Origin of the sequence: Saccharothrix sp. 6-C, assembly GCF_016695385.1 — a bacterium.
GTDB classification, from domain to species: Bacteria; Actinomycetota; Actinomycetes; order Mycobacteriales; family Pseudonocardiaceae; genus Actinosynnema; species Actinosynnema texasense.
In genome coordinates this window covers 3,766,391-3,789,805 of record NZ_CP064192.1, presented here as the reverse complement: position 1 = coordinate 3,789,805, position 23,415 = coordinate 3,766,391, and the positions used below count along the sequence as shown (strand labels likewise).

23 protein-coding genes and 1 pseudogene are annotated in these 23,415 nt (G+C 72.5%); 9 read left to right on the top strand and 15 right to left on the bottom strand.

The window, feature by feature from the left end; all coding sequences use genetic code 11:
* Window positions 1-13 precede the first annotated feature (13 nt).
* A pseudogene (locus IOD16_RS16245) lies at window positions 14-1,165 on the bottom strand (IS3 family transposase); the annotation flags it as partial.
* Window positions 1,166-1,390: 225 nt separating this feature from the next.
* Here IOD16_RS16245 and IOD16_RS16240 point away from each other — a divergent pair.
* Window positions 1,391-2,557 carry a hypothetical protein gene (locus tag IOD16_RS16240; protein ID WP_201440722.1) on the top strand — a complete coding sequence of 389 codons (1,167 nt, stop codon included), beginning with the start codon at window positions 1,391-1,393 and terminating at the stop codon, window positions 2,555-2,557.
* Here the strand turns inward: IOD16_RS16240 and IOD16_RS16235 are convergent.
* From IOD16_RS16235 to IOD16_RS16220, 4 genes are read right to left on the bottom strand one after another with little or no spacing between them, the layout of a single operon-like run.
* Window positions 2,547-3,020 carry a hypothetical protein gene (locus IOD16_RS16235; RefSeq protein WP_201440721.1) on the bottom strand — a complete coding sequence of 158 codons (474 nt, stop codon included), beginning with the start codon at window positions 3,018-3,020 and terminating at the stop codon, window positions 2,547-2,549. The two genes, IOD16_RS16240 and IOD16_RS16235, sit on opposite strands and share 11 nt — an antisense overlap.
* Before the next feature lie 26 nt (window positions 3,021-3,046).
* A complete protein-coding gene (locus tag IOD16_RS16230; RefSeq protein ID WP_201440720.1) occupies window positions 3,047-4,174 on the bottom strand; it encodes an FAD-dependent monooxygenase in 1,128 nt (375 codons plus the stop codon).
* Window positions 4,171-4,692, bottom strand: a complete 522-nt coding sequence (locus IOD16_RS16225) for a TetR/AcrR family transcriptional regulator (RefSeq protein ID WP_201440719.1) — start codon at window positions 4,690-4,692, stop codon at window positions 4,171-4,173. Before IOD16_RS16225 ends, IOD16_RS16230 begins: the two co-directional genes overlap by 4 nt.
* A 30-nt stretch (window positions 4,693-4,722) precedes the next feature.
* On the bottom strand, window positions 4,723-5,781 hold the full coding sequence (locus tag IOD16_RS16220) for a winged helix DNA-binding domain-containing protein (RefSeq protein ID WP_328809465.1): 1,059 nt from the start codon (window positions 5,779-5,781) through the stop codon (window positions 4,723-4,725).
* Window positions 5,782-5,844: 63 nt separating this feature from the next.
* Between IOD16_RS16220 and IOD16_RS16215 the strand changes: the two genes are divergently transcribed.
* Window positions 5,845-6,724, top strand: a protein-coding gene (locus tag IOD16_RS16215) for an IS5 family transposase (protein ID WP_236595174.1) whose coding sequence is annotated in 2 segments (ribosomal slippage) — window positions 5,845-6,185 and window positions 6,184-6,724 — 882 coding nt in all. Because the reading frame shifts where the segments join, the coding sequence is not laid out codon by codon here.
* A 97-nt stretch (window positions 6,725-6,821) separates the two neighbouring features.
* Here the strand turns inward: IOD16_RS16215 and IOD16_RS16210 are convergent.
* The gene (locus tag IOD16_RS16210) at window positions 6,822-8,138 is read right to left on the bottom strand and encodes a DegT/DnrJ/EryC1/StrS family aminotransferase (RefSeq protein WP_201440717.1); all 1,317 of its coding nucleotides are present in this window, start codon (window positions 8,136-8,138) and stop codon (window positions 6,822-6,824) included.
* Between the two features lie 75 nt (window positions 8,139-8,213).
* Between IOD16_RS16210 and IOD16_RS16205 the strand changes: the two genes are divergently transcribed.
* The 3 genes from IOD16_RS16205 (at window position 8,214) to IOD16_RS16195 (ending at window position 10,193) form a co-directional block, all read left to right on the top strand.
* The gene (locus tag IOD16_RS16205; RefSeq protein WP_201440716.1) at window positions 8,214-9,056 is read left to right on the top strand and encodes a PucR family transcriptional regulator; all 843 of its coding nucleotides are present in this window, start codon (window positions 8,214-8,216) and stop codon (window positions 9,054-9,056) included.
* A gap of 10 nt (window positions 9,057-9,066) precedes the next feature.
* On the top strand, window positions 9,067-9,699 hold the full coding sequence (locus IOD16_RS16200) for an AAA family ATPase (RefSeq protein ID WP_201440715.1): 633 nt from the start codon (window positions 9,067-9,069) through the stop codon (window positions 9,697-9,699).
* Between the two features lie 65 nt (window positions 9,700-9,764).
* Window positions 9,765-10,193, top strand: coding sequence for a MarR family winged helix-turn-helix transcriptional regulator (locus IOD16_RS16195; RefSeq protein WP_236595025.1), 429 nt, complete (start codon window positions 9,765-9,767; stop codon window positions 10,191-10,193).
* On the opposite strand, the gene IOD16_RS16190 is transcribed toward IOD16_RS16195, so the two are convergent.
* The 4 genes from IOD16_RS16190 to IOD16_RS16175 all read right to left on the bottom strand — a co-directional run bounded on the left by IOD16_RS16190 (window position 10,174) and on the right by IOD16_RS16175 (window position 13,724).
* Window positions 10,174-11,061, bottom strand: a complete 888-nt coding sequence (locus IOD16_RS16190) for a hypothetical protein (RefSeq protein ID WP_201440714.1) — start codon at window positions 11,059-11,061, stop codon at window positions 10,174-10,176. The two genes, IOD16_RS16195 and IOD16_RS16190, sit on opposite strands and share 20 nt — an antisense overlap.
* Window positions 11,058-11,522, bottom strand: a complete 465-nt coding sequence (locus tag IOD16_RS16185) for a hypothetical protein (protein ID WP_201440713.1) — start codon at window positions 11,520-11,522, stop codon at window positions 11,058-11,060. Before IOD16_RS16185 ends, IOD16_RS16190 begins: the two co-directional genes overlap by 4 nt.
* Before the next feature lie 95 nt (window positions 11,523-11,617).
* Complete coding sequence (locus IOD16_RS16180; protein ID WP_123741518.1) at window positions 11,618-12,904, bottom strand: M20/M25/M40 family metallo-hydrolase; 1,287 nt, start codon at window positions 12,902-12,904, stop codon at window positions 11,618-11,620.
* Entirely contained in the window at window positions 12,897-13,724 is an 828-nt protein-coding gene (locus IOD16_RS16175) for a M55 family metallopeptidase (RefSeq protein WP_201440712.1), read from the bottom strand. Before IOD16_RS16175 ends, IOD16_RS16180 begins: the two co-directional genes overlap by 8 nt.
* 130 nt (window positions 13,725-13,854) lie before the next feature.
* Here IOD16_RS16175 and IOD16_RS16170 point away from each other — a divergent pair, with 130 nt between their 5' ends.
* The 4 genes from IOD16_RS16170 to nikE are packed head-to-tail and all read left to right on the top strand — an operon-like array spanning window position 13,855 to window position 19,020.
* Entirely contained in the window at window positions 13,855-15,600 is a 1,746-nt protein-coding gene (locus tag IOD16_RS16170; protein ID WP_201440711.1) for an ABC transporter substrate-binding protein, read from the top strand.
* Window positions 15,597-16,553 carry an ABC transporter permease gene (locus IOD16_RS16165; protein WP_328809464.1) on the top strand — a complete coding sequence of 319 codons (957 nt, stop codon included), beginning with the start codon at window positions 15,597-15,599 and terminating at the stop codon, window positions 16,551-16,553. Before IOD16_RS16170 ends, IOD16_RS16165 begins: the two co-directional genes overlap by 4 nt.
* The gene (locus IOD16_RS16160; protein ID WP_201440710.1) at window positions 16,550-17,434 is read left to right on the top strand and encodes an ABC transporter permease; all 885 of its coding nucleotides are present in this window, start codon (window positions 16,550-16,552) and stop codon (window positions 17,432-17,434) included. The genes IOD16_RS16165 and IOD16_RS16160 overlap by 4 nt, the downstream gene beginning before the upstream one ends.
* Window positions 17,431-19,020 carry a nickel ABC transporter ATP-binding protein NikE gene (gene nikE / locus IOD16_RS16155; RefSeq protein ID WP_201440709.1) on the top strand — a complete coding sequence of 530 codons (1,590 nt, stop codon included), beginning with the start codon at window positions 17,431-17,433 and terminating at the stop codon, window positions 19,018-19,020. The genes IOD16_RS16160 and nikE overlap by 4 nt, the downstream gene beginning before the upstream one ends.
* Here nikE and IOD16_RS16150 read toward each other — a convergent pair.
* From IOD16_RS16150 to IOD16_RS16130, 5 genes are all read right to left on the bottom strand, one after another.
* Entirely contained in the window at window positions 18,975-19,796 is an 822-nt protein-coding gene (locus IOD16_RS16150; RefSeq protein ID WP_201440708.1) for an SDR family NAD(P)-dependent oxidoreductase, read from the bottom strand. The two genes, nikE and IOD16_RS16150, sit on opposite strands and share 46 nt — an antisense overlap.
* 276 nt (window positions 19,797-20,072) lie before the next feature.
* Complete coding sequence (locus IOD16_RS16145) at window positions 20,073-20,552, bottom strand: winged helix-turn-helix transcriptional regulator (RefSeq protein ID WP_201440707.1); 480 nt, start codon at window positions 20,550-20,552, stop codon at window positions 20,073-20,075.
* 4 nt (window positions 20,553-20,556) lie between these two features.
* On the bottom strand, window positions 20,557-21,768 hold the full coding sequence (locus IOD16_RS16140) for an acyl-CoA dehydrogenase family protein (RefSeq protein WP_201440706.1): 1,212 nt from the start codon (window positions 21,766-21,768) through the stop codon (window positions 20,557-20,559).
* On the bottom strand, window positions 21,768-22,775 hold the full coding sequence (locus tag IOD16_RS16135; RefSeq protein ID WP_201440705.1) for a phosphotransferase family protein: 1,008 nt from the start codon (window positions 22,773-22,775) through the stop codon (window positions 21,768-21,770). The genes IOD16_RS16140 and IOD16_RS16135 overlap by 1 nt, the downstream gene beginning before the upstream one ends.
* Window positions 22,772-23,413, bottom strand: a complete 642-nt coding sequence (locus IOD16_RS16130; protein WP_201440704.1) for an HAD family hydrolase — start codon at window positions 23,411-23,413, stop codon at window positions 22,772-22,774. The genes IOD16_RS16135 and IOD16_RS16130 overlap by 4 nt, the downstream gene beginning before the upstream one ends.
* Between the last annotated feature and the right edge of the window lie 2 nt (window positions 23,414-23,415).

Here is a 23,415-nt window from a genome sequence, read left to right as displayed (position 1 = left end):
TGACAACTACCGGACTGGCTGACGTGGTCATGATTGCTTCGTCTTCGATGGGGGTCAAGCTGCCGAGAGCGGCTTGGCGTCTGCGGCGGTGGTAGGTGCGTTCAATCCAGGTGACGATGACGATCCGGAACTCGTCGCGGGTGTGCCAGGTACGCCGGCCGAGAACGTTGTTCTGCAGCAACGCGAAGAAGCTCTCCATGGCGGCGTTGTCTCCCGCGGCGCCGACCCTGCCCATCGAGCCGGCCAGCCCGTGGCGTGCGAGCGCACGGACGAATTTCCTTGATCGAAATTGCGATCCGTGGTCGGTGTGCACCACGCAACCGGCGGCCTCATCGCGGCGGGCGACGGCGTTGGTGAGCGCGGTGACGGCGAGGCGGGACTTCATCCGGGAGTCGATGGAGTAGCCCACGATCCGGTTGGAGCGGACTTCCTTGACCGCGCACAGGTACAGCTTTCCTTCGGTGGTGCGGTGTTCGGTGATGTCGGCCGGCCACAGCCGGTTCGGTGCGGTGGCGGTGAAGTCGCGGCGGACGAGGTCGTCGTGGATCGGCGGACCGGCCTTCTTCCCGTTGGGACCGCGTTTCTTGCCGAAGGCACTCCACCAGCCCGTGGACGAGCAGATCCGCCACGCGGTCCGATCCGCCATCGACACGCCGGCGTCGCGCGCCTCGTCAACCAGGAACCGGTAACCGAACTCCGGGTCGTCGCGATGCGCGTCGAACAACGCGTTCGCCCGATACGCCTGATCGAGTTCCGTCCCGGTGACCGGCCGGGCACGCCACCGGTAGTACGGCTGTCGAGCGATTTCGAGTACCCGGCACCTCATTGAGACGGGAATCCCGTCGGCGGCGAGCTCGCTCACGAGCGGGTAGAGCCTTTCCCGGCAGGTCCGCCTGCGACAGATACGCGGTCGCCCGACGCAGGACCTCGTTCTCCTGCTCCAGCAACTTGACCCGCATACGCGCCTCGCGCAGCTCAGCCGTGTCGTTCCTGCTCACACCGGGTTTGACGCCCTCACCGGTGTCGGCCTGGCGCAGCCACTTGAACAGGTCATTGGATGGACCCCGAAGTCCTTGGCGATCTGCTCGACGGTCACGCCGGGCTCACGGTCACGGGCGACCCGCACGACATCGTCGCGGAACTCCCGAGGGTAGGGCTTGGGCACAGCGACATCCTCCCAGCTCACCATCGCGGCAAGCCAACTCAGATGTCACCAATCCGTGCAGCAGACCCCGTTCGACCAGGCGTCACTCACAAAGCTCGCCAGCAACATCTGAGATATCTGGCTTCCGATAAGGTTCACTTATCGGAAGCCAGTATGAAACCGGTTCATAGCGTTGCGTTGTGCCCAATAACGTTTGATTCAACGGTATTATGCTACGATATTGCCGTGACGACGAGTGAGACCTCCGCGTTGACCTGCAACTACCCCGGCTGCACGCGGGCGGTGATTCGAGGTGGCGGGCCGGGACGGCCGGCTGAGTACTGCGACCTGGCGGAACACACCCGGTGGCGGGCATGGCGGGAGCGGCAGCGGTTGGCGCAGGCGGCGGAGGGAGAGCAGGAGGTCGTCACCGTGACGAAAGGCCCGCAGGGGATCACTGCGGGCAAGATCAGGGCTGAAGAGTTGTTGGAGCGGTTCCGGGTGTTGGCGGAACAGCTGTCGACCACGATGACCGGAGCTGTGGCGGAGCTGTCCGCGATCGCCGACCCGAGCGTGGCCGAGAGCCAGGTGCAGGCGGTCGAGGCCGAGGCGGCGCGGCGGGTCGCCGAGGCGGAGGCGGCGGTCGCGAAGGCGGAACGGCGGCGACGTGACGCCGAGCAGGCGCGGCAGGTCGCCGAGGCGACGACCGAGGACGCGGTGCGCGCCGCCGAACAGGCCGAGCTCGACGCCGCCTCCGCCTACGAACAGCGTGACGCCGCACGGGCCGAGGCCGATGCCGCCGTCGCACGCGCCGAGGACGAGATCGCCGCCATCCGGGTGGAGGCCGCGGCGGCCGCGGACGAGATCCGGCGCGAGGCGCAAGCCCAGGTGGAGCAGGCGAAGGCCGATGCCGTCGCCCACGCCGAACAAGCCCGGCGGCAGGCCGTGCGCGAGGTCGAACAGGTCCGCGCGGACGCCCAGGCCCAGGTCGACCAGACCCGGCAGGACGCGCAGGCGCAGGTCGACCGCGCGCAGGCCGAAGCACGCGCCTGGGTCGAGCAGGCCGTCGCCGAGGCCAAGTCGAGCGTCGAGCAGGCACAGGCCGCCGTCCGCGCCGAAGCCGACGCCGCGCACGAGGCACGGGTCAAGGCCGAACGCGCCGAGCAGTCCGCCCAGGACGCCCGTGCCGAACTCGACCGTGCCCGAGCCGAGCTGACCGACCAGCGGGACACCCACCGCGCCCAGCTCGACCAGGTCGAACGCGCCGCCCGCGAACGCCTCGACGCCCTGGAGCAGGCCCGCGCCCAGACCCAGGTCCGCGCCGAACGCGCGGAAAGCCAGCTCGACCGGCTGCAAGCGGAGCTGGACGCGGTGCGGGCAGCGAGCCCGCGGCGTCCCGAGGTCAGTGGATGACGGCCCAGGCGCGGGTCGTCGGGTCGACGATCACCGGTCGGGTGGTCGCGGACCGCCGGGTGGCGGCGGCACAGGCGTAGTGGGTGCACCGGTGCTCGACGCCGAAGGTGACGCCGTCGGGCACCGGGATGCGCAGCACGATCTCGTAGACCACCTCGTCCGCGCCCTCGACCCGTTCGGCCGCGACGACGTCCGCTTCGACACGCGTCCCCGCGGCTTCCAGCGCGGCGGTCTTCTCGGCGTCCTGGGTAATGGCGACGGTCATGCCCGCCACGACGAGAACCGCCACCGCACCGCACACACCGATGATCACCGACAGCCACCACGAGCCGCTCACCACGACCCCGTAGACGACGAGACCGGCCACGGACAGGGCGGTCACCGCGCCGACGCCCTTCGCCGCGGCCCCCGACCGACCACTGGTGAGTGGCACCTCAGGGCCGGTCCTCGGGGTGTCGGTCATGCCGTGATCGTAGGGCGGCGCCGGGGTCAGTCGAGGGTGACGGGTTTGCCCACCAGGCTCGTGGCCACCACGCGGTCGACGCCGGGCAGGCCCGACAACCTCATCGCCACCCGCCGCGCCCGCAGCCGCCACGGTGACGCGGGCAGGAACCAGCGCGCACCCGACCGCGCCACCTGCTGCTTCGCCTCCACGACCGGCCGCCACGTGTGCTCGTAGGCGGTCGGGTCGTGGAGGTGCTCGGCCAGCACCCACGCGCCGCCGATGCCGAGCGACGCGCCTTGCCCGGCCAGCAGCGACACCGCGCCGCACGCGTCCCCGACCAGCACGACGCGGCCGGAGGACCACTTCGGCAGCTGCACCTGCGCGACCTGGTCGTAGTAGATCTCCTCGGGGCAGCGCGCCAACGCCCGCGGCACGACCCACCCCAGCGACCCGTAGGCCCGGACGACTTCCGCGCGCGGGTCGGCGGGCAGGTCCGGTGACGGGGTCCGGTGCACGGTGAACGCCGCCACCCGCCCGTCACGCAGCCCGTAGAACCCGACCTGGCGACTCACGGTGTCGGTGACGCAGAACCGGTCGGCGACCAGCGCGTGGACCTCCGGGTCGTCGAAGGTGAACGCCGCCGTGTGGAAACCCAGGTACCGGATGTGGCCGTCGCCGAACACGAGCCGGCGCACCGCCGAGTGCACGCCGTCCGCGCCGACGAGCAGGTCACCCGACACCGTGGACCCGTCGGCCAACCGCACGTCGACCCGGGTCGGGCCGTCCTGGACCGCGACGACGCGGGCGCCGAACCGCAGCGTCACCCCGGCGGGCAGGTCTTCGCGGAACGCGCGTTCGAGGTCCGGGCGCATGATGCTCACCAGCCGCCCGTTCACCGCCCGGGCCATCCGGTCGAACCGCAGCCCCGCCACCCGGCGTCCGCGCGCGTCGACGTACGCGGCTTCCGCCACCCGGTAGCCCAGGTCCAGCAGGCGCGGCAGCACGCCCATCCGCTCGGCCGCGTCGTAGCCCGGCCCGAAGAAGTCGATCATGTAGCCGGACGTGCGCGGCCCGTCGGCCTGTTCCAGCACGACAACCTGGTGCCCGAGCGTCCCCAACCGGTGCGCGAGGGCCAGTCCGGCGATCCCCGCCCCGCTGACCAGCACCTTCACCGCAGCACCCGTCCCAGGACGGGCACGACGACGTCCGCCGGCAGGTCGGGTGACAGGGCGCGGTGCAGCAGCACGCCGTCGACGGCCGCCGCCAGCACCGCGGCTGTCTGCGCCGGGGTGGGCACGTCGTGGGACTCCAGCCAGGTGGCGAGGGTGCGGCGGAACTCGACGAGCACGTCGCCCACGGCCTGTCGCAGCTCGTCGTTGCGGGTGGCGGCGAGGAACGTCTCGGTGAACAGCTCCTGCCCGCCGTGCTCGTCCAGCGCGGCCAGCAGCAGCGTCAGCGCGTCCGTCGGCGTCGAAGCCCGGTCCAGCACCGTGGTGAGGCCGTCCACGGCGGATCGCAGCGCGCCGACGGCGGCCTGCACGAGCACGGCCTGGGTGGAGTCGAAGTGGTAGTGCACGACGCCGGACCCGACGCCGGCGCGGTCGGCGAGCATGCGCGTGCTGACCGCGCCCCAGCCCTTCTCGGCGATGAGTTCCGCGGCCGCGCGCAGCAGCCGTTCCCGAACCGTCATTGGACGATCGTACTAGACGATCGTCCAAATCTAGAAGCGGACGTCCCCCACCACGCCCGCGAACGCCAGCAACCGGGCGCCTTCGGCCCGCACGTCGGCCTGCTGCGCGCGGGTCAGCGGCCGGAAGACCTCGACGTCCAGCCCGTCGCGGGCGATCTTCCAGGTGCCGTGGACGAAGCCGTCCACCAGCAGCGTCGGCTTGCCGCCGATGATGATCCCGCGCCGGTAGTCCTCGTCGGAGATGACGCGGGTGCGGTCGTCGTGGCCGAGCAGCACGTTGTCGAACTCGGGCAGGAACCGCGCCGGGGCGGGCGTGTCGGGGTCGGGTCGCGGGGCGTCCGGCAGGTCGTACAGGGTCCGGCCGCGCTCGTCGGTGAAGACGCGCAGGTCCATCGCCTCCACCACGGGCTTGAGCCGGCTCATGCCCGCCCAGGTCTGCACGTCCTTGACCGACGCGGGGCCGAACGCGGCCAGGTAGCGGCGCACGAACTCCTCGATCGTCGCGGCGGGGCCGACCGGTCCGAGCCAGTGGGCGGCGGTGGTCCAGGCCGCCGCGCCCGACCTGCCCCAGACGGCGCGGGGCGGCACCTGCACGGACGGCACGAGGAAGCTGCCCGCGTACCCCAGCGCGGTGGCGTCGCGGTCGGGCCACCGCGAGCCGAGCAGGTCGCTGATCTCGCGTCGGGTGCGGGGCTTCTCCTCCAGCAGGGCGGTGACGGCCGCGGTGAACTCGTCGACGTCGAGGCCGTCCGTCACGAAACCGAACGGCGAGGACGCGAACCGGCGGTGCAGGAACGGCCGCATCAGCGGTTCGAACCGGGCGTGGTCGGCCGCGGTGACCAGGTGGATCGTGGCGCGGTGCAGCGACGCCCGGACCACGCGGCGGTCCAGCAGCAGTGATCCCAGCTCGTCGGCCTGGAACGACCCGATCCGCGACCACAGGCCGTAGTAGGGCGAGAACGGCTCCTGGGCCTGCATCCCGACCAGGTGCTCCACCACGTCGCAGGCGCTGCGGTCCACCCGGTCGAGCAGGAACTGGCGGTGCAGGGTGGCCCGGTTCAACGCGCGGGTCGTCAGCTTCTCGGTCACCACGCCACCCTAGGGGCTGTCCTCAAAGTGGGTATGGCTGATCTGCTTTGATCTCGGGTCGTGATCCGCAGGCACGAGTTGACCGACGAGCAGTGGCAGGCGATCGAGCCGTTGCTGCCCGTCTCGGGCGCGAAAGGTCGTCCGCGGGTGGACGACCGTCGGGTGATCAACGGGATGCTGTTCAAGGCAAAAACGGGTGTCGCCTGGCGGGATCTGCCGGAACGCTACGGGCCGTGGAAAACGGTCTATAACCGCTTCTGGCGCTGGTCCCGCAACGGCACGCTCACCGCGCTGGTCGGGAAGGTGCGGGTGGTCGCCGAGGCGATCGACGAGCTCGACCGCGAGGTGTCGGTGGATTCCAGCATCGTGCGGGCGCATCAGCACGCCGCCGGCGCCCGCCGCACGGCCGCGTCCCACACAGGGGGCGGACGGACCGTGCGGCGGGCACAGCGAGCCAGGTGATCATGCCATCGGCCGTTCCCGCGGCGGACCCACCACCAGGATCCACCTCGCGTGCGACGGCCACGGTCGACCGCTGTCGGTCGTCCTGACCGGCGGCAACGTCAACGACTGCACCCAGTTCACCACCGTCATGGCCGGTATCCGGTTCGACCGGCCGGGGCCTGGCCGCCCGGCGACCAGACCCGTGCGCGTGATCGCGGACAAGGGCTACTCGACCAAAGCCATCCGCGCCCACCTGCGCAAACGTGGCATCCCGGCCACCATCCCGGAACGCCGTGACCAGCAGGCCAACCGCAAGCGCAAAGGCCGGGCAGGCGGACGCCCGCCGGCCTTCGACCGCACCGCCTACAAACGACGCAACGTGGTCGAACGCTGCTTCAACCGGCTCAAGCAGTTCCGAGCCATCGCCACCCGCTTCGACAAGACCGCCGTGTCCTACCGAGGCATGATCGACCTGGCCACCCTGCTCATCTGGCTTTGAGGACAGGCCCTAGGGGCCAATGAGGACGACTACGGTCCTCGATCGGCCGGCGCACCCTTCTTGAACAGGTGTTCGCCCGCGTGATCCCGGCTGCCGGTCAGCTGGTCGCGTTGACCTCCCGGCGCAGCGCGACGGCGTCGGCCCGGACGCGCTCGGGTGCTTCGCGGTCGAGCAGGGCGCGGCGCATCAGGGCGGCGATGGCGGGCTGGTGCGCGGGGGTGAAGCCGCGTCGGGTGATCTCCTGGGTGCCGATGCGCAGGCCGCGCAACCCTTCGTCGATGCGCTGCCACGGCAGGCCGATGCCGCTGAGGTAGACGCCCGCCTCGCCGAGCAGCACGGCCGCCGCGTCGCCGCCGCCGAGGGTGAGGGCGTCGATCGCGAGGTGGTGGGAGCGGGTGAAGACGCCGTCGTGGCGGGCGACGTCGAAGCCGTTCTCGGCCAGCGCCGCGCCCAGCGCCTGGGCGTTGGCGATGCAGGCCCGCGCGTAGTCGGGGCCCTGTTCGGCCAGTTCGGCGGCGGCGACGGCGAGGGCGCCGAGGCGTCCGGCGTCGTAGTTGGCGAGCATCCCGGGGTAGGCGACGTTCGAGACGCGTTCGGCCAGCTCCGGGTCGCGGGTGACGACGCAGCCGCCGGAGGGGCCGCCGAACGACTTGTAGGTGGAGAACGTCATCAGGTGCGCGCCCTCGTGCAGCGGGCGCTGGAACTCCTTGCCGGCGACGAGCCCGGCCATGTGGGAGGCGTCGTAGAGGAGGACCGCGCCGACCTCGTCGGCTGCCGCGCGCACCGCGGCGACGTCGTGCGGGAACAGCATCATGCTCGCGCCGATCACCACGATCCGCGGCCGGTGCACCCGCAGGAACCCGGGCAGCTTGCCGTAGTCGAGGTCGAGCTCGTCGGGCAGGTACGGCAGGTCGACCACGGTCAGGCCGCGGATCGCGGGCACGCCTTGGGCGTGGTGGCTGGCGTGGCCGCCGGCGAACTCGGGCAGCACCGCGATCTTGTCGCCGGCACGGGCGAACGCGGTGTAGACGGCGAGGTTGGCCAGGGTGGCGCTCTGGAGCCGGACCTCGGCGAACCGGCCCTCCATGAGGGAGGCGACGAGCATCGGCGCGAGGACTTCGAGGGTGTCCAGGTGGTCGAGGCCGACCTGGTACTTCTCGCCGGGCCAGCCCATGCTGGGCCGGCTGGACACGGTGGTCCGCACGGCTTCGGCGGCGGCGGGGCTGAGCACGTTGGTGCCCGCGTAGAGCACGATCCCGTCGTCGTCGACCTGGGCGGCGTGCGCTTCGAGCGCCTTGCGGACGGTGCCCGCGACACCGGTCGGGGTCAGGTCGGCGGACACGGCGGCCTCGACCTCGGCGAGCCTGCGTTGCGCCTGCGGTGAGGCCCAGGGTGCGATCCTGCTGTTCGTCACGGTCGATCACGCTAGGGCGTCGGCGTCGGGTGGGGCGACCGTCCCGGGACTGGAGTTGTTCCTACAGTTGTCGGAATGCAGGAGCTGCTGGACGAGCTGTCCCGGGTGCTGGGGCGCGGGGTGTCGGTGGACGACGTGGCGGGCCGGGTGGTGGCGCACAGCGCCCAGACCGACGACGTGGACCAGGCGCGGGTGCGGGCGATCCTGACCCGGCGGGTGCCCGCGGACGTGGCGGCCTGGCAGGAGCAGCACGGCGTGGCGACCGCGACGGGGCCGGTGCGGGTGCCGGGGAACGCGGCGTTGGGGTTCCAGCAGCGGGTGGGGTTCCCGTTGCGGCACAACGGGGCGCTGGTCGGCTACCTGTGGGTGCTGGGTGACGTGCCGGAGGTGGACCTGGGTGAGCGGTTGGCGGCGTTGGCGGCGCAGGTGCCCGTCGGCGAGCGGGCTCCGGTGCGGGTGGTGGTGGCGTTGGAGCCGCGGGTGGTGCGCACGGTGCCGGCCGCCGACGCCGTGCCGGACCTGCCCGGGCACGTCGGGGTGAGCGACCCTCACCCGCCGGACCGGACCGGCGCGGCCTACCAGCAGGCGTTGGCGGCGGCGGAGCTGGCGCGGCTGGACCCGGCGTTGCCGGACCGGGTGCGGTGGTCCGAACTGGGCGCGTACCGGCTGCTGCTGGGCGCGTCGCCGGACGAGGTGCTGGCCGGGTTGTCGGAGGTGCTGCTGCGGACGCTGGAGGTGTACCTGGACTGCGGCTGCGAGGTGCGTGCCGCGGCGGAGCGCCTGCACCTGCACCGCACCAGCCTGTACTACCGGTTGGGTCGGATCGCCGAGCTGACCGGCCGCGACCTGGCCGACGGCGGCGCCCGCCTGGAGCTGCACCTGGCGCTCAAGCTCGTCCGGTTGGCGCGGCGTCCGTAAGGTCGGTGACGTGCTCCTGTGGATCAACGGGCCGTTCGGCGGCGGCAAGACCCAGACCGCGCACGAGTTGCGGCGGCGGTTGCCGGGCAGCTTCCTCAGCGACCCCGAGCACGTCGGGTTCGCGCTGCACCGGATGACGCCGCCCGCGCTGCGCGGCGACTTCCAGGACCTGGCGTCGTGGCGGCGGGGCGTGGTGGAGGTGCTGGACCGGGCGGCGAGCGGGCACGACGGGGTGGTCGTGGTGCCGATGACGGTGGTGGAGCCCGCCTACTTCCGGGAGATCGTCGGCGGGTTGCGCGACCGGGGCCACGACGTGCGGCACTTCGCGTTGCTGGCCGAGCGGGAGACGGTGGTGCGGCGGCTGCGGGAACGCGGGTTCGGGCACGCGGCGCGGGTCGTGCTCGGCAAGGACGCGCCGCTGCGCCGGGAGAGCTTCGCGCTGCGGGTGGTGGACCGCTGCCTGTCAGGGCTGCGCGAGCCGGAGTTCGCCGAGCACGTGTGGACCGACCACCTGACGGTGGCGCAGGTCGCGGACCGGGTCGCCGCGTCGGCCGGGTTGGCGCTGACGCCGAACACCGACAGCAGGCTGCGCGGCCGGGTGCGGCGGACGTGGACTTCGGTGAAGCACATCCGCTTCGACTAGCGGCGTCACCCGACGGGCACGACACGATAGGGTGATCAACTTCCTGACCGATGTCAAGGAGTGACGTGCCCGACGACCTCGGCCTGTTGCTGTACCTGCCGCACCGCGAACTCGAGAACCGGGTGTTCGCCGCCCTCTCGCGGGCGGGGTTCGACGACGTGACGCCCGCGCAGGCACGGGTGTTCCACCGGATCGACCGGGACGGGTCGCGGCTCACGGAGCTCGCGGAGGCCGCCCGGGTGACCAAGCAGACCGCCGGTTTCCTGGTCGACCAGCTCGAACGCGCCGGTTACGTGGAGCGCGGCCCGGACCCGACCGATGCGCGGGCCCGGCTGATCCGGGTGGCCGAGCGCGGGCGCCGGGCGATCCCGGTCTGCGTGGACGCGATCGCCGAGGTGCAGCGGGAGTGGACCGCGCACCTGGGCCGGCCGCGGATGGTCGCGCTGCTCGACGCGCTGGCCAGGCTGCGCGAGATCACCGACCTGGACCTGTAGCGCCCGCGCAGCCCGGCGGGCGTGCCTGGTCGCCGTGGCCCAGTTCGACGCGGAGGTCGTCGTCGGCGAGCACGACCACGGTGCCGCGGTCGCGGGTCCAGCCGTCGGAGACGAGGAAGTACTTGGCGCCGACCTTGGCGAGCAGGCGCAGGCCCGCGTAGCGGAACCGGTAGCGGGAGCCCTCGGCGGGCAGGGGTTCCTCGCAGGCCCCGGGCGCGGTGATGTGCAGGCGTTGCGGGGCGTAGACGACGACGGCGGTCTGCCCGTGCAGGTCCTCGGCGTACTCGCGGGCCAGTTCGACGCCCCGGACCTCGGCGTAGTTGCCCGCCGACCAGAACAGGGAGAGCGACCCGACGGCGAAGCCGAGCACCCTGGTCCACGTCGGGTGCGCGTCCGGGCGGCGCAGGCGGGCCGCGTGCAGCGACAGCAGGATGCCGCCGCCGACCGCGAGGGGGAACGCGTAGAAGCTGGTGACCGGGACCAGCAGCCCGATCACCACGGCCAGGGCGGGCAGGACCAGCCAGGCCGCCGACAGGCTCGCCGAGAGCGCCCGCGCGCGGGCGCCGGGCCGGGCGGTCGCCGCGCGGACGCGGGGTTCCAGCCACCGGCAGACCAGGGCGATCCCGACGACGACGGCGAGCAGCAGGAACACCGGTCCGACGCTGCGCAGCACGTAGTCCGTGGTGGACATGCCCAGCACGGCGCTGTCGAGGCCCAGCTCGCGGGCCTGCACGTCGCTGCGCCGCCAGCCGAAGTACACCAGCAGACCGGTGAGCACGGTGACGTTGGCCAGCGCCTCGCCGACGCGGCGCACGGCGTCCGGCTCGTCGGAGGCCGCGCCGGGCGGATCCCGGACGACCGGGGTCATGACGTCGTGGTGGTCGTGGTGGTGGTCCTCTGATTCGTGGTCGTGGTGGCCGTGGTCGGTTCGGCGTGTCCGCGCGGGTCGTCCCTGGCCGCGCCGGCCGGCTCGTCGCCCCGGCACAGGTGGACCGCCGCCTGGTGGAGCAGCACGGCGCGCGGGCTCGTCATCGAGCTCCACTGCCCGTCCAGGTGGGCGCAGGCCCACGACACCAGCCGCCGGTACACGTCGTCTTCGGGGAAGTTCGGCGAATCCGGTCCCTCCGGGAGGAACCAGCCGTACCGATCCCCGCCGTTCCTCGACCCGGTGGTGGTGTTCCCGCCCGAACCGCTCCCGCTGCCGCCCCCGGTGGTGCCCCGGTCGGTCCCGGTGTCACCGCCCGGGTGGTCGAACACCCCGCTGTCGCACGAGGCGACGCCCACGACGATCGCCGCCGCCACTGCCCCTCTGGTGATTCGCGCCCACACGTCCCGGCCTCCTTCACCCAGCACTCCCCGAGCTAGGAGGGTGTGGTGAGGGGTGGGGATACCGGGCCCGTCCCACCCGATGGAGTGATGGCGGGTTACGAGGACAGGAACCGGTCGAGCACGCGGGCGCCGAAGCGGAGCCCTTCCACGGGCACGCGCTCGTCCACGCCGTGCGGCATGGCGCGGTAGTCGTAGCCGGCCGGCAGGGACAGCGGGGCGAAGCCGTAGCAGTCGATGCCCAGCCGGTTGAACGCCTTGGCGTCCGTGCCGCCGCCCATGCAGTAGGGCACGACGACGGCCTCGGGGTCCTCCGCGCGCAGCGCCGCGGCCATGGCGTCGAACCACGGCGAGTCGATCGGCGCCTGCACGGGCGGTTCGTCGGCGATGAACTCGCGTCGCACGTCCGGGCCGAGGGCGGCGTCGATCGAGGCGAGCAGCTCGTCCGCGGCGCCGGGCAGGGTGCGCACGTCCAGTTCGGCGGTGGCGCTGCCGGGGATCACGTTCACCTTGTACCCGGCTTGGAGCACGGTGGGCGTGACGCTGTCGCGGACGGTGTTCTCGACCAGCTTCGCGGCGGCGCCGAACCGGGCGATGGTGGCGTCGACGTCGGCCAGGTCGACCGGCACGTCCAGCGCGGCGCCGACCCGTTCGATGAACGCCCGCACGGTCGGGGTCAGCCGCACGGGGTGCCGCAGGGCGGTGACGCGGGCGAGCGCGGCCAGAAGCTTGGCCACGGCGTTGTCGTCGTTGCGGCGGGAGCCGTGCCCGGCGCGCCCGGTGGCGGTGAGCCGCAGGTGGGAGGTGCCGCGTTCGGCCGTGCCGATGGGGTAGACGCGCCGGTCGCCGACGGGGTAGGCGTAGCCGCCGGACTCGCCGATCGCGGTGGCGCAGCCGGCGAAGAAGTCGGCGTGGTGGTCGACGAGCCAGTGCGCGCCGAACTCGCCGCGGTCCTCCTCGTCGGCGACGAACGCGAGCACGATGTCGCGGCGCGGCCGGCGGCCCTCGCGGGACCAGTCGCCCAGCACGGCCAGGACCATGGCGATCATGTCCTTCATGTCGACCGCGCCGCGGCCCCACAGGTAGCCGTCGCGCTCGATCCCGGCGAACGGCGGCACGCTCCACTCGGCGGGGTCGGCGGGCACCACGTCCAGGTGCGCCTGCACGAGCAGCGCGGGCAGGTCGGGGTCGGAGCCGGTCACGCGGGCCAGCACGTTGCCCCGGCGCGGCGCGGGTTCGAGCACGGTCGCGGGCACGCCGACGGCGTCCAGGTGCGCCGCGACGAACTCGGCGGCCTCCCGTTCGCCGGCGGAGTCGCCGCCGCCGCGGTTGGTGGTGTCGAACCGCAGCAGCGCCGCGCACAGGTCGACGACGTCCTCAGCCATAGATACCCTCCACCGCCCCCGCGGCGATCGCGGTGACGACCTTGAACGCCTGCATCGTCAGCGTCATCGACGCCGCGTCGAACCCGACCCGGCGTGCTCCGACCCGCTCCACCGTAGGGACCACCGCCGCGGCGGCCGCCAGGTGGGTGGCGTCGAACTCCACCTCGACCCGGTGCGCGGCGACCGCGCCCGGCGCCCGTCCGGCCCGGCCCGCGGCCGCGCGGGCGGCCGCAGTGATCAGCTCGGAGGTCACCTGAGGGGGCGAGCAGACGGCGGCGTAGCGGCTGACGCACTCCTTGACGGCGACGTACCCGGCGCCGGGCGCGTAGTCGCGGGCGTCGTCGCAGGCCTTGTCGTCGCCGGTCACGAGCAGCACGGGGACGCCGTGCTCGGCGGCCAGCGCGGCGTTGAGCCTGCCCTCGCTCGCGGGCACGCCGTCCAGCCACACCCCGGTGATCGAGTTCTCCAGGTAGGTGTGGGCGAGGACGCCCTCCTGGCCCGCGCCGGCGTGGTAGCCGAGGAACACCACGCCGTCCACACCGGAGTCGACGCCCTGCATCATCGACAGCGGCTTGTGCCGCCCGGTGAGCAGCCGGGCGCGGGGGTCGAGGTCCTCCAGCAGGAGGTTGCGCTGCGAGGAGTGGGCCTCGTTGACGAGCACGTCGGTCGCGCCGCCCGCGTGCAGGCCCGCGACGCAGGCGTTGACGTCGCCGGTGAACAGCCGGCGGAAACGCTGCCACTGCTCGGTCTGCGGGACGACGTCGGCGGTCCAGGTGACCCCCGTCGCCCCTTCCATGTCCGCCGAGATCAAGATCCGCATGAGTTCACCGTACCGAGGCGATGTCGGTTCTTGACGTGTGCCACAACGTAGTGGTTACTTCTTGACTTCCACTCACGGGCGGGAGGCGGTCACTGTGGGTATCCGACGATTCGGCGCGGTCACGGCGGCGATGACTTTGGTGGTTCTGCTCGCGCCGACACCGGCGCAGGCGCAACAGGCGGTGACCTTGCGGGTGGCGATCACCCAGCAGGTGGATTCGCTCAACCCGTTCCTGTCGATCTTCCAGGCGGGCACCGAGGTCGGCAGGCTGATGTACGACTACCTGACCGCCTACGACGTGAAGGACCAGCGCCCGGTAGAGGGCCTGGCCGACCGGTGGGAGTCCTCCGAGGACCGGCTGACGTGGACGTTCCACGTGCCGGAGGGCAAGAAGTGGTCCGACGGGCAGCCCGTCACCGCCGAGGACGCGGCGTTCACCTACGACCTGATGATGCGCGACGAGACCGCCGCCACCGCCAACGGCAGCTTCACCGCCGAGTTCGAGTCGGTCACCGCGACCGACGACCGCACACTGGTGATCAAGACCAAGCAGCCGCAGGCGACCATGCTCGCGCTGGACGTGCCGATCGTGCCCGCGCACGTCTGGTCGAAGGTCGCCGACATCGGCGAGTACCGCAACGACCAGACCCCCGTGGTGGGCAGCGGGCCGTTCATCCTCACCGAGTACCGGGCCAACGAGTTCATCCGGTTCAAGGCGAACAAGGACTACTGGCGGGGCGCGCCCAAGTACGACGAGCTGACGTTCAGCTACTACAAGACCGCCGACGCCGCCGTGCAGGCGCTGTCCAAGGGCGAGGTCGACCTGGTCAACCGGATGGGCCCGGCGCAGTTCGACTCGCTCAAGGACAAGGACGGCATCACCCGCAACCAGGCGCAGGGCCGCCGCTTCAACGAGATCGTGATCAACTCGGGGGCGGCGACGCGCACCGGCGAGCCGATCGGCGACGGGCACCCGGCGTTGAAGGACGTCGTGGTGCGCCGCGCCATCGCCAAGTCGCTCGACCTGGACGCGATCATCGACAAGGTCAACGGCGGCTACGCGCAGCGCGGCACCGGCCCGATCCCGCCGGTGTTCGCCGACTACCACCTCAAGCCCGAACAGCCCTACCCTCACGACCCGGCGGCGGCCAACGCCGACCTGGACCAGGCCGGGTACGCGCGCGGCACGGACGGCATCCGCGTGTCCCCGCAGGGCAGGCGCATGGAGCTGCGGCTGCTCGGGCACGCCGGCCGCGCCTACGACGAGCAGGCCGGCGAGTTCGTCAAGCGGTCCCTGGCCGACCTGGGCATCGCGGTCGACGTGCAGGTCGTGTCGGACAACCAGCTCAACGAGGCGGGCACGGCCGGGACGTTCGACCTGCAGTTCTCCGGCTGGGGCACCAACCCCGACCCGGACTTCATCCTGTCGCTGCACACGTGCGGCCAGCGCCCCAACGCCGACGGCAAGGGCGGCACCACCGACACGTTCTTCTGCGACGCCGAGTACGACGCCCTCTACGCGCGGCAGCGCGCCGAGTTCGACCCGGCCAAGCGGCGCGAGCTGGTGCTGCGGATGCAGCAGCGGTTCTACGACCAGGTCCCGGCCGTGGTCCTGGGCTACGACAACGCGCTGGAGGCCTACCGCAGCGACAAGTTCGCCTCCTTCCCCGTGCAGCCCGACCCGGGCGGCGTGATCATGGCCCAGAACGGCATGTGGGGCTACTACGGCGCCACGCCCGCGACCGCCACCGGCGGCGACACCGGCTCCACCACCGGGTTGGTGCTCGGCGTGGTCGGCGGCGCGCTGATCGTGCTGGTCGGCGGCGCGTGGCTGATGGGTCGGCGGCGCGGGCTGCGCGCGGAGGACCGCGAGTGATCCGGCACCTGGCGGGCAAGGTCGGCGGCGCGCTGGTCAGCCTGCTGTTCGTGGTGACGCTGGGGTTCCTGCTGTTCCGGGTCATCCCCGGCGACCCGGTGGTCGCGATGACCCGCGGCCGCCCGGTCACCGGCGACCAGCTCGCCGAGCTGCGCGCGCGACTGGGCGTGGACAAGCCGTTGGGCGAGCAGTTCGTCGACTACCTGGGCGCGGCGCTGCGCGGCGACTTCGGCACCTCCTACGTCTACAGCAGACCGGTGCTGGAGCTGATCGGCGAACGGCTGTGGCCGACCGTGCTGCTCACCGGCACCTCGACCGCGCTGGCCGTGACGATCGGGCTGTGGCTGGGCATCCGCGGCGCGTGGCGGCGCGGGTCGCGGTCGGACCGGATCTCCACCGGGCTGGCGCTGGCCCAGTGGGCGATGCCGACGTTCTGGCTGGGCATGCTGCTGTCGCTGGCGACCGGCGACCTGTTCCCCAGCGGCGGCATGCGGTACCCCGACACGCCGCCGGACTTCCTGTCGCAGTCGCTGGACGTGGCCCACCACATGGTGCTGCCGTGCCTGACCATGATCGCCGTGGTCTACGCGCAGTACCTGCTGGTGATGCGCTCGTCGCTGCTGGAGGAGATGCACGCCGACTACCTGACCACCGCGCGGGCGAAAGGGCTGCGCGACGACGTGGTGCGGCGGCGGCACGCCGTGCCCAACGCGCTGCTGCCGACCGTGACGCTGGTGTTCCTGCACCTGGGGCTGGTGGTGTCGGGCGCGATCACGGTGGAGACCGTGTTCTCCTGGCCCGGGCTGGGCCTGTTGACCTACGAGGCGCTGACCGGGCCGGACCTGCCGCTGCTGCAGGGCACGTTCGTGGTGCTGGCGGGAGCGGTGATCACCATGAACGTGTTCGCGGACCTGCTCTACCGGGTCCTGGACCCGCGGGTGCGTGCGTCGTGACGGCCATCGCGTGGCAACGGCGGCGGGCCGCGGCACGGGCGACGTGGCGGGAGTTCGCCTCCCAGCGCGGCGGCCTGGTCGGGCTGATCGGCCTGGCGGTGATCGCGGCGCTGGCCGTGCTGGCGCCGCTGGTGACCGACACGTCCGGGCTGGACGTGACGCGGGCGACCGCCCGGCCGTGGGAGCCGCCGTCCGCGCAGCACTGGCTGGGCACGGACCACAACGGGCGGTCGGTGCTGCTGCTGACGTGGTGGGGCACCCGGATCTCGCTGGTCGTGGGGCTCGCGGCGACGGTGCTGTCGGTGCTGATCGGCACCGTGGTCGGGATCGCGGCGGCCCACTTCGGCGGCTGGGTGTCGGCGGTGCTGATGCGGTTCACCGACTTCTTCCTGGTGCTGCCCTCGCTGGTGCTGGCGATCGCGCTGTCGACCGTGCTGCCGCGCGGGCTGGGCACGATCGTGCTGGCGATCGGGGTGACGTCGTGGCCGGCGACCGCGCGGCTGGTGCGCGCGCAGACCCTGGCGGTGGAGGCGCGGCCCTTCATCGAGCGGTCCCGCGCGTTGGGCGGCGGTCACGCGCACGTGATCGGGCGCCACGTGCTGCCCGCGGTGCTGCCGCTGGTGTTCGTGAACACGACGTTGACGGTGGCCAGCGCGATCGTGGCGGAGTCGACCCTGTCGTTCCTCGGGTTGGGCGACCCGACACGGGTGTCGTGGGGGTCGCTGCTGCACGCGGCGAACATGCACGGCGCGGTGTCGCAGCGGGCGTGGTGGTTCCTGGTGCCGCCGGGCCTGGGCGTGGTGTGCGTGGTGCTGGCGTTCACGCTGTGCGGGCGGGCCCTGGAGACGGTGCTCAACCCGCGGCTGAAGGGGGAGCGGTGAGCAGCCTGCTGGAGTTGCGCGACCTGAGCGTGCACTACCGGACCGCGCGCGGCGAGGCCACCGCGGTGCGGTCGGTGTCGCTGGCGCTGGAGGCCGGGCAGACGCTGGGGCTGGCGGGGGAGTCGGGGTGCGGCAAGTCGACCGTGGCCATGTCGGTGCTGCGGTTGCTGCCGCGCAACGCCCGGGTCGAGGGCGAGGTGCTGCTCGACGGCGAGGACGTGCGGGGCATGTCGTGGGGCCGGCTGCGGGCCGTGCGGTGGGCGGCGGCGTCGGTGGTGTTCCAGGGCGCGATGCACGCGTTGAACCCGGTGCACCGGGTGGGCGAGCAGATCGCCGAGCCGATGCGGCTGCACGGCGTGAACGGGTCGGTGTCGGCGCTGCTGGAACAGGTGGAGCTGCCCGCCCGCGCGGCCCGCGCCTACCCGCACGAGCTGTCGGGCGGGCAGAAGCAGCGGGTGATGATCGCGATGGCGTTGGCGTGCGAACCGCGCCTGGTGATCGCGGACGAGCCGACCACGGCGCTGGACGTGGTGGTGCAGGCGCAGGTGCTCGACGTGCTGAAGCGGCTGGTCGCCGAGCGCGGCATCGGGCTGGTGATGATCAGCCACGACCTGTCCGTGCTGGCCTCGACGTGCGACCGGCTGGCCGTGATGCGGCACGGGCAGGTGGTGGAGGAAGGCCCGGCGCGGGAGGTGATCACGTCGCCCGCCCACCCGCACACGCAGGCCTTGGCGGCGGCGTTCCCGACCGTGGGCGACCCGACGTCGCGGCAGGTCACGCCGTCCGAGGTGGCCCCCGACGGACCGGTGCTGCTGCGCGCGGACGGCGTGCGCGTGTCGTTCGGCGCGACGGAGGCCGTGGCCGGGGTGGACCTGGAGGTGCGCGCCGGGGAGATCGTCGCGCTGGTCGGCCAGTCCGGCTCGGGCAAGACGACGTTGGCCCGGACGCTGCTGGGCCTGCAGAAACCGACCGCGGGCCGGGTGTTGTTCGAAGGCGTCGAACTCCCCCGCTCGGCGTCGGGCCTGCGCGAGTACCGGCGGCAGGTGCAGCTGGTGCTGCAGGACCCGACGAGCGCGCTGAACCCCCGGCACTCCGTGTACGAGGCCGTCGCGGAAGGACTGCGCATCCACCGGGCGCCCGGCGACGAGGCCGCGCGGGTCGCCGAGGCGCTGTCGCAGGCCGAGCTGCGGCCGCCGGAGCTGTTCTTCCCGTCGTTGCCGCACGAGCTGTCCGGCGGCCAGCGGCAACGCGTGGTGATCGCGGGCGCGTTGGCGCTGGGACCGAGGCTGCTGGTCGCCGACGAGCCGGTGGCGTCGCTGGACGCCTCCGTGCGCGGCGAGATCCTCGCGTTGCTGCTGCGGTTGCGCCGGGAGCTGGGCCTGGCCGCGCTGGTGATCACCCACGACCTCGGTCTGGCGTGGACGATCGCCGACCGGGTCGCCGTGATGTACCAGGGGGAGCTGGTGGAGCAGGGCACGGTCGAACAGGTGCTGCTGTCGCCGCGGCACGACTACACGCGCACCCTGCTCGCGGCCGTGCCTCACGACCAGCGCAGCACCCGGCCGGACTGGACCAACTCGCCGTAGTGCTCCCGGCGGCGCGCCCCGAGCGCCAGGTCGAGCAGCCGCTCCGCCGCCTCGGCCGGTTCGGCCGCGCCGCCCATCCCGGCGAACCAGGGCCGGGAGGCGTCGGTGTCGACCAGGCCGGGGCAGACCGCCGCGATCAGCGTGCCGGCGGCGGTGTCCGCGTCCCGGCGCGCGGCCGCGACCACGCGCACGGCGGCGACCTGGCCGACCTTGGACGGGATGTTCACCCAGTCCGGCCAGCCCTGGTCGGCCGCCGTGCCGTCGAGGACGGCGTCGCGCCAGGCGAGCATCGTGGCGTCGACGTCCTCCAGCGTCCGTGCGGCGAAGCGCTCGTGCAGGTGCCGGGGCAGGTGGCGCACCGTGCCGAAGGAACTGGCCACCACCAGCAGCGCGCCGCCCGGGCGCAGCAGCGGCGTGAACGCGCGGAGCACGTGGGTGGTGCCCAGGTTGTTGGTGGTGACGAAGGCGCCGACCTGGTCGCTCCACGGCCTGCCGGGGCTGAGCCGGGCGGCCGCGTTGGAGAACACCACGTCCACACCCCCGTGCCGTTCGCGCAGGTCGGCGGCGAAGTCCGCGACGGACCTCCCGTCGCCGACGTCCAGCGCGCGGGCGCGCACGGCGTCGTGCCCGAGACGGGCCGCGGCATCCTCGACCCGCCCCGCGTCCCGGCCGGTGAGGTAGACGACATCGGCCGGGCCGGCGCAGCGGGCGAGTCCTTCGACGAGGGCGAACCCCAGTCCCTGGTTGGCTCCGGTGACGACGGAAACGCGGCTCATGGCGCAATGGTCACGCAGTCCCAGGAACCAATCGGTTCCCACGCACACTGCCCTGACCTGCTTCTTTCCCGACTACCGCGTCCACGATCGAGTGATCCTGCATCCGACTGTCAAACGTAACGGCGTTACCGTCGATCTGGAACGTCGGTTGAAACAACGAGGCCGGCAACCAACCCCTGCCCCCGGCACCCACCACCCCGGTGACCACCCGACCCCTCGCCCCCTCGACCTCTCGCCTGTCTCCCACCTCGCCTGTCTCGCCAGTGCCCGGCCGACCTACCCGACAGCCCTGGACCCCGCCGCGTGCTGCCGGCCACCCTGCGGCCCAACGGCCGGTGCTCGACGCCGCCGAGCCACCGGTGCGCCCTGGCGCTCGCCGGGACGCCCGGTCTGCCGTCCCGCATCGGGCACGTCGGCGCCATCGGGCACGTCGGGGTCCCGCCTGGCGTCGAGCAGGTCGCCGGTGTGCTCCTCCGCCCACGCCGCGAGCGCGCGCACGGGCGTGAGCAGCGACCGGCCGAGAGCGGTCAGCTCGTGGCACCCGTCCGCGCTCGTCAGCAGCCCGTTGCCCCGCAGCCGGGCCAGGGTCTGGGTGAGCATCTTGTTGCTGATGCCGCCGATCCGGTCCTGCAGCTCCCCGTACCGCAGCGGCCCGTCGCCGAGGGCGACGACGACCACCACGGACCAGGTGTGCCCGACCACCTCCAGGGTCGTGCGGGCGGGGCAGTCGGCGAGGAAGACGTCGAAATCGCTCACCCCGTCACAGGTACCGCTTCAGCTCCCGCTTCGCCAACGACATCCGGTGCACCTCGTCCGGGCCGTCGGCCAGGCGCAGCGTCCGCGCCGCCGCCCACAGCTCGGCCAGCGGGAAGTCCTGGCTCACGCCGCCCGCGCCGTGCGCCTGGATCGCCTTGTCGAGCACCCACTCGGCCATGAGCGGCGTGCCGATCTTGATGGCCTGGATCTCGGTGTGCGCGCCCTTGTTGCCGACGGTGTCCATCAGCCACGCCGTCTTGAGCACCAGCAGCCTGGCCTGCTCGATCCGCACCCGCGACTCGGCGATCCACTCCTGCACGACACCCTGGCGCGCGATCGGCCGGCCGAACGCGACGCGCGAGATCGCGCGTCGGCACATGAGTTCGAGTGCGCGCTCGGCGATGCCGATGAGCCGCATGCAGTGGTGGATGCGGCCGGGGCCGAGGCGGGCCTGGGCGATCGCGAAGCCCTCGCCCTCGCCGGCGATCAGGTTGTCGGCGGGCACGCGGACGTTGTCGAAGACGATCTCGGCGTGCCCGCCGTGGGAAGCGTCGGTGTAGCCGAACACGTGCATGCCGCGCTTGACGTGCACGCCCGGCGTGTCGCGCGGGACCAGGATCATCGCCTGCTGGCGGTGCCGGTCGGCGTCGGGGTCGGTCTTGCCCATCACGATGAAGATCGCGCAGTTGGGGTTCATCGCGCCCGAGGACCACCACTTGGTGCCGTTGATGACGTACTCGTCGCCGTCGCGGGTGATGCTGGTGGCGATGTTGGTGGCGTCGGAGGACGCGACGTCCGGCTCGGTCATGCAGAACGCCGACCGGATCTCGCCGTCGAGCAGGGGCCGCAGCCACTGCTTGCGCTGCTGCTCGGTGCCGAACATCGCCAGCACCTCCATGTTCCCGGTGTCCGGCGCGGCGCAGTTGAGCGCCTCGGGCGCCAGGTGCGGGCTGCGGCCGGTGATCTCGGCCAGCGGCGCGTACTGGAGGTTCGTCAGGCCGCCGCCGTGCTCGGGGTCGGGCAGGAACAGGTTCCACAGCCCTTGCCTGCGCGCCTCGGCCTTCAGCTCCTCCAGCACCGCCGGGCGCGCCCACGGGTCCTCGGCGTCGGCCAACTGCCGCTCGGCGACGGGTTCGGCGGGGTAGACGAACTCGTCCATGAACCGCAGCAGCTTGTCGCGCAGTTGCTCGGTCTTGGCGTCGTAGGCGAAGTCCATCAGTGCTCCCCTGAGCTCGCGGCGAGTCCCTGCCGGACCAGCGGCAGGGTGAGTTGGCCGATCTGGTCGAACCCCGCCCCCACGGTCTTGCCGTGGGTGAAGCGGAAGTGGATGCCTTCGAGGATCACGGCGAGCTTGAAGTAGGCGAACGCCGTGTACCAGGCCAGACCGCCGGTGTCGGCGCCGCTGCGCTCGGCGTAGCGGCGGACCAGCTCGTCGGTGTCGGCGAAACCGGGCAGCGTGGGCACGGTGCCGGTGATCGGGTCGTCCTCGCGCGCGCCGATGCCGTTCCAGTACACGCACAGCAGGCCGACGTCGGCGAGCGGGTCGCCCAGCGTGGCCATCTCCCAGTCCAGCACCGCGCTGATGTCCAGCGGGTCCTCGGTGACCAGCACGTTGTCCAGCCGGTAGTCGCCGTGCACGATCGTGGCGCGGGCGGAGTCGGGGACGCTGTCGGCGAGCCGGTCGCGCAGCTCGTCGATACCGGGCAGCTCACGGCTGCGGGAGGCGTCGAGCTGCTTGCCCCAGCGGGCGACCTGGCGCTTGAGGAAGCCGTCCGGGCGGCCGAAGTCGCCCAGGCCGACGTCCTGGGGGTCGACGGCGTGCAGGTCGGCGAGCACGTCGACCAGCCTTTCGGACAGGGCGCGGGCCTTGTCCGGGCTGAGCCACGGGCACTGGTCGCGGTGTCGCAGCGCCACGCCGGGCACCTCTTCCATCAGGTAGAACGGCGCGCCGATGACGTCGGTGTCCTCGCAGAGCAGCTCCACCCGCGGCACCGGCACGGCGGTGTCGGCCAGGGCCTTGATCACCCGGTGTTCGCGGGACATGTCGTGGGCGGTGGCCAGCACGTGGCCCAGCGGCGGGCGACGCAGCACCCAGCGCTCGTGGCCGTCGCCGACGCGGTAGGTCAGGTTGGACCGCCCGCCGGGGATCAGTTCGCCGGTCAACGGGCCGGTGCCGAGGTGCGCGGCGAGCCGGTCGAGGTCCAGGCCGGGTAGTTCGGTCATGCGGCGACTCCCCTGAGCTGCGCGATCACCGCGCGGGTCGTGTCGGCGTCGGTGTGCCGGTGGGCGTGCAGGCCGACGGCCTGCGCCGCTTCGACGTTGACCGGCGCGTCGTCGAAGAACACGCACCGGTGGGCGGGCAGGCCGATCTGGTCCAGGGTGTGCCGGAAGATGCGCGGGTCGGGCTTGCGCAGCCCGACCCGGCCGCTGATCACGATCGTGTCGAACAGCTCGAGCAGCAGCTCTTCGGGGTAGCCCTCGCCCCAGCTGTTGGACAGCAGCACGGTCCGCACGCCGTCGGCGCGCAGTTCGCGCACCAGGTCGACCATCTTCGGGTCGGGGTGGGCGCTGCCGAACATGCGGCGCAGCAGGCCTTTCGACGCCACCTCGCGCCCGTCGAGGGTGACCAGCTCGGCGGCCAGGAGCGCCTCGAACTCGTCGGTGGTGAGCTCGCCGGTCTCCAGTCGCGCGACCGGGTTGTCGGGGACCGCGTCGCGGCCCATCCAGGTCCGGATGGTCCGGCCGTAACGGTCCCGGTCGATGTTCTCCGAGGTCAGCCAGTCGTCGATGAAGGCGGGCACGGAGACCGTGAGCACACCACCCCAGTCCAGCACCACCGCGTCGATGCGCCGTTCGTCCACGT

Coding starts and splice junctions, on each gene's coding strand:
- IOD16_RS16235 (WP_201440721.1), bottom strand. CDS start 3,020: ATGACCGACACCCCGAGGACCGGCCCTGAGGTGCCACTCACCAGTGGT.
- IOD16_RS16225 (WP_201440719.1), bottom strand. CDS start 4,692: ATGACGGTTCGGGAACGGCTGCTGCGCGCGGCCGCGGAACTCATCGCC.
- IOD16_RS16205 (WP_201440716.1), top strand. CDS start 8,214: ATGCAGGAGCTGCTGGACGAGCTGTCCCGGGTGCTGGGGCGCGGGGTG.
- IOD16_RS16190 (WP_201440714.1), bottom strand. CDS start 11,061: ATGACCCCGGTCGTCCGGGATCCGCCCGGCGCGGCCTCCGACGAGCCG.
- IOD16_RS16180 (WP_123741518.1), bottom strand. CDS start 12,904: ATGGCTGAGGACGTCGTCGACCTGTGCGCGGCGCTGCTGCGGTTCGAC.
- IOD16_RS16175 (WP_201440712.1), bottom strand. CDS start 13,724: ATGCGGATCTTGATCTCGGCGGACATGGAAGGGGCGACGGGGGTCACC.
- IOD16_RS16170 (WP_201440711.1), top strand. CDS start 13,855: ATGACTTTGGTGGTTCTGCTCGCGCCGACACCGGCGCAGGCGCAACAG.
- IOD16_RS16150 (WP_201440708.1), bottom strand. CDS start 19,796: ATGAGCCGCGTTTCCGTCGTCACCGGAGCCAACCAGGGACTGGGGTTC.
- IOD16_RS16140 (WP_201440706.1), bottom strand. CDS start 21,768: ATGGACTTCGCCTACGACGCCAAGACCGAGCAACTGCGCGACAAGCTG.
- IOD16_RS16135 (WP_201440705.1), bottom strand. CDS start 22,775: ATGACCGAACTACCCGGCCTGGACCTCGACCGGCTCGCCGCGCACCTC.